Source organism: Streptomyces murinus (genome assembly GCF_002154555.1).
Taxonomy (GTDB): domain Bacteria; phylum Actinomycetota; class Actinomycetes; order Streptomycetales; family Streptomycetaceae; genus Streptomyces; species Streptomyces murinus.
In genome coordinates this window covers 1-3,908 of record NZ_MUNF01000021.1, presented here as the reverse complement: position 1 = coordinate 3,908, position 3,908 = coordinate 1, and the positions used below count along the sequence as shown (strand labels likewise).

4 protein-coding genes are annotated in these 3,908 nt (G+C 71.8%); 3 read left to right on the top strand and 1 reads right to left on the bottom strand.

Translation table 11 applies throughout. The features are described from left to right. The coding region (locus tag CCN72_RS38830; protein WP_208637892.1) for an MFS transporter at nucleotides 1-482 on the top strand (482 nt) is incomplete at its 5' end. A gap of 614 nt (nucleotides 483-1,096) precedes the next feature. Then, nucleotides 1,097-1,897, top strand: a complete 801-nt coding sequence (locus tag CCN72_RS01970) for a DUF3533 domain-containing protein (protein ID WP_143664022.1) — start codon at nucleotides 1,097-1,099, stop codon at nucleotides 1,895-1,897. Here the strand turns inward: CCN72_RS01970 and CCN72_RS01965 are convergent. After that, the gene (locus CCN72_RS01965; protein ID WP_086806065.1) at nucleotides 1,869-2,321 is read right to left on the bottom strand and encodes a MarR family winged helix-turn-helix transcriptional regulator; all 453 of its coding nucleotides are present in this window, start codon (nucleotides 2,319-2,321) and stop codon (nucleotides 1,869-1,871) included. The two genes, CCN72_RS01970 and CCN72_RS01965, sit on opposite strands and share 29 nt — an antisense overlap. Nucleotides 2,322-2,514: 193 nt before the next feature. Here CCN72_RS01965 and CCN72_RS01960 point away from each other — a divergent pair. Beyond that, on the top strand, nucleotides 2,515-3,908 hold a 1,394-nt coding region (locus CCN72_RS01960; protein ID WP_107430046.1), incomplete at its 3' end, for an MFS transporter.

The following is a 3,908-nucleotide window of genomic DNA, read 5'->3' as shown; positions in this document are numbered from 1 at the left end:
AGCCGGCCGCGGTCGGCTGGGTGCTCACCACGGCGGGCGTCGGCTCGATGCTCGCCGCGCTGGTCACCGAGCGTCTCTCCCGCGCCCTCGGCGAGGCCCGTCTCACCTGGCTCTCGCTGCTGGTCACGATGCCCTTCGGGCTGCTGCTCCCGCTGACCGGCCACGGCTGGCGCATCGCCCTGTTCGTGGTCGGCGCCCTCATCCAGTCGGCCGGTGTCACGACGTACAACATCTGCCAGGTCACCTACCGCCAGACGGTCTGCCCCCCGCATCTGCTGGGCCGGATGACGGCCACCATGCGCTTCCTGGTCTGGGGCGTCCTCCCGCTCAGCGGTCTGCTCGCCGGTGGTCTCGGCCAAGTGGCGGGCGTGCGGGGCGCGTTGTGGTTCCTGACGGCCGCGCTTTCGGCAACCCCGCTGGTCCTGCTGTGCTCCCCGCTGCGCCGGATGCGCGCCTTCGACACGGACCCCGCCACCGGGTAGCCGACCCGGGCCCCGGCGGCCTGCCCGGAGGCCCCCGGAAATTACATGTAGGCCACAAGTACATGGGTCGACTGCCACACAGCGAACGGCGGCGCCGGGACGAGAGGGCAGGTGACCGAGTGTGGGCGACGACGGACAGCGCAGCGGCGGCCGGGTGGCGCACCCCACCCGGCCGCCGTGGGCCAGGACCTTCGCCGAGGCCGTCTGGTTCCCGGCCGCCCTCTTCCTGGGCTTCCTGTTCTGCTTCGCACCGGCGCTCCACTCGCCCCAGCCCCATCACGCCCACGTGGTCGTCGCGGGCCGCGCCGCCGCCCGCGACGTGGACGCCGTACTGAAGCGGACCCAGCCGGGCGGCTTCGACGTCACGGCCGTGGCCCACGCGTCGGACGCGCGTCAGGCCGTACGCGACCGTACGGCGGTGGGCGGTTTCACCACCGGAGAGACCGGCGCCCCTGGCGGCCGGGGCGCGCGCCCTGTGCTCTTCGTCGCCAAGGCGAACGGCGCGTCGCTTGAGCAGGCGCTGACGACGACGTTCACCCCGGCTCGTCGCGGCGGACGGGTCGGCGACGCACCTCACCGTCCGGGACGTCGCGCCCACCGTGCGCGCGGACCGGATGGGCACGACCCTGGTGTACTTCGGCATCGCGTGGAGCGTGCCGGGCTACCCCCTCGCGACCACCCTGCTGCGCGCGACGACTTTCGACCGGCGCAGAAAGCTACTGGCCATCGCGGGCGCCGCCGCACTGTTCAGCGTCGTCGGCTTCACGGTCGGCGCGGGCCTCGGCTATCTGCCGCACAACCCGGTGGCCCTGTTCGTGGCCTTCCTGCTCACGGCCGCCGTGGCCACCCTCGCCTCCGGTCTCGCGCCCTTCACCCACCGGTTCTTCCCCGCCGTGGGCATGACGCTGTTCATCGTGCTCAGCATCCCCACCAGCGGCGGCGCGGCGCCCGCCGTGATGCTTCCGACGTTCTTCCAGTACGTCCATGCCGTGATCCCTCTCGGCAACGCCCTGGAGGCCCTGCGCTCGGCGCTCTGCTTCGGCGGGGCCGGGATGCTCAGGCCGGTCCTGGTGCTGTGCGCGTGGATCGCCGCCGGAATCGCCCTGCTGGGCCTGGACGCCCGGCGGCACCGGCACGCGGCGCGCACGGGCGGCCGGTGCCGCGCGCCGGTGACCGTGCTGGACCCCGGCGGCCGTCAACTGGTCTCCACCCTGACGGACACACAGGGCGAGTACGCCGCGACCGGCCTGCCCGAGGGCTACCTCAGCATCGTGGCGGCCCTGCCGGGCAGGCAGCCGGCGGTCCAGCGGCGGCCGCTGCGCCGCGGCGCTGTCGTACGGGCGGTCTTCCTGCTGCGGGACCGCGAGGACGCGCCAGGAACGGGGCTCACGACCGCGGCCACGGCTGGCCGGTGATCCGCTCCACGCTGGTGTTGAACCGCTGGAGGTAGCGGGCGAAGTTCTCCACGTCCTCGGCCGACCAGTCCTCGAAGACCCGGTCCAGGTCCTGGACGTGCAGCTCGCGCTCCTCGCGCAGCTTGCGCTCGCCCTCCCCGGTCAGCCGGAACTTGCGGGCCATGCCCCCCTCGGGGTCGGGGATCCGCTCCAGGAGCCCGGCCCGCATCGCGTGCGCGGTCTGCCGGTTGACGGTGGAGACGTCCAGCTGGAAGGCGTCGCTGAGCTGCCCGATCGACATCGGCCCCTGTACCTCGATCCGGCTCAGCATGATGTACGCGCTGCGCTCCATCCGGCCTTCCTGATGCCGGCGGGTGGTACTGCTCAGCTGATGCCGGCCGAGCACCATGTGCTCGAACTCGACCAGGTGCGACGGCTTCCCCATGTACGTGCCTCCTTCAGAAGTCGACCGTATCTCAGGGCCCGGCGACGAAGGTCCGCAGGCGGGCAGCGGCATGCATGGCACATACGATATGAATACTGCATACGATGTGCATGATGCATATCGCTAGATGTGCATCATGCACATCCCGATGCCCCGCCGGCCCCGGACGACCGGACGAATCGAGGAGTCACCCATGGATGCCCCGCAGCCGAGCCGCAGAACGGGCGGTGTCGTCGCCGCCCTGGCGCTCGCCGGAACCGTCGCCGCGATCATGCAGACACTGGTGACCCCGCTGATCGCCGAACTGCCACGGATCCTGCACACCTCGTCGTCGAACGCCGCCTGGGTGATCACGGTCACCCTGCTCGTCGGCGGGGTCTGCGTGCCGGTGTCCGGGCGCCTCGGCGATCTCGTGGGCAAGCGGCGGATGATGCTGATCTGCGTGGTGCCGCTGGTGATCGGCTCGGTGGTGTGCGCGCTGTCCACGTCCGTCGTGCCGATGATCGTCGGACGCGGTCTTCAGGGCATGGGCATGGGCATGATCCCGCTGGGCATCGCGCTGCTGCGGGACGTCCTGCCCGCCGAGAAGCTCAGCGGCTCCATCGCCCTGGTCAGCGCGTCCATGGGCATCGGCGGCGCGATCGGGCTGCCGCTGGCCGCGGCGGTCGCGCAGTACGCCGACTGGCAGCTGCTGTTCTGGGGATCGGCCGCCCTCGCGGTGATCGTCGGCGTGCTGATCTTCGTCGTCGTACCGGATGTCCCGGCCGGCGCCAAGGGGCAGCGTTTCGACGCGCTCGGCGCGATCGGGCTGGCGATCGGCCTGGTGGCGCTGCTGCTGGCGATCTCCAAGGGCGCCGACTGGGGCTGGGCCTCGGGCACCACGCTCGCGCTGTTCGCCGTCGCCGTCCTCGCCCTGCCGGCCTGGGGCCGCTGGGAGCTGCGCACCCGCGACCCGCTGATCGACCTGCGCACCACGGCCCGGCCGCGGGTGCTGATCACCAACGCCGCGTCGGTCCTCATCGGCGTCGGCATGTACTCCTTCATGCTGATCGCACCGCAGCTGCTCCAGTTCCCGAAGGCCACCGGCTTCGGCCTTGGCCAGTCGATGCTCGCGGCGGGCCTGTGGATCGCGCCCGGCGGCATCATGATGATGGTGATCTCGCCGCTCGGCGGAAAGCTGATCAACGCGCGCGGTCCGAAGGTCGCACTCACCTGCGGCGCGGTCGTCATGGCCGCCGGCTACGCGCTCGCGCTGCCGCTGATGGGCACGGCCTGGGGCATCATGCTCTCCGGCATCGTCATCAACAGCGGCGTCGCCCTCGCCTACGGCTCCATGCCCGCGCTCATCATGAGCTCGGTCCCGCTCTCCGAGACCGCCGCGGCCAACGGCTTCAACACGCTGATGCGCTCGCTGGGCACCACGATCGGCTCGGCCGTGATCGGCGTCGTACTGGCCCATATGACCATCACCCTGGGCGGCTACACCCTCGCCTCCGAGAACGGCTTCCGCACCGGCCTCCTGATCGGCTGCGGCGTCGCCCTCGTCTCCGCCGCGGTCGCCTCCTTCATCCCCGCCCCGCGCAAGCC

Coding starts and splice junctions, on each gene's coding strand:
- CCN72_RS01970 (WP_143664022.1), top strand. CDS start 1,097: ATGGGCACGACCCTGGTGTACTTCGGCATCGCGTGGAGCGTGCCGGGC.
- CCN72_RS01965 (WP_086806065.1), bottom strand. CDS start 2,321: ATGGGGAAGCCGTCGCACCTGGTCGAGTTCGAGCACATGGTGCTCGGC.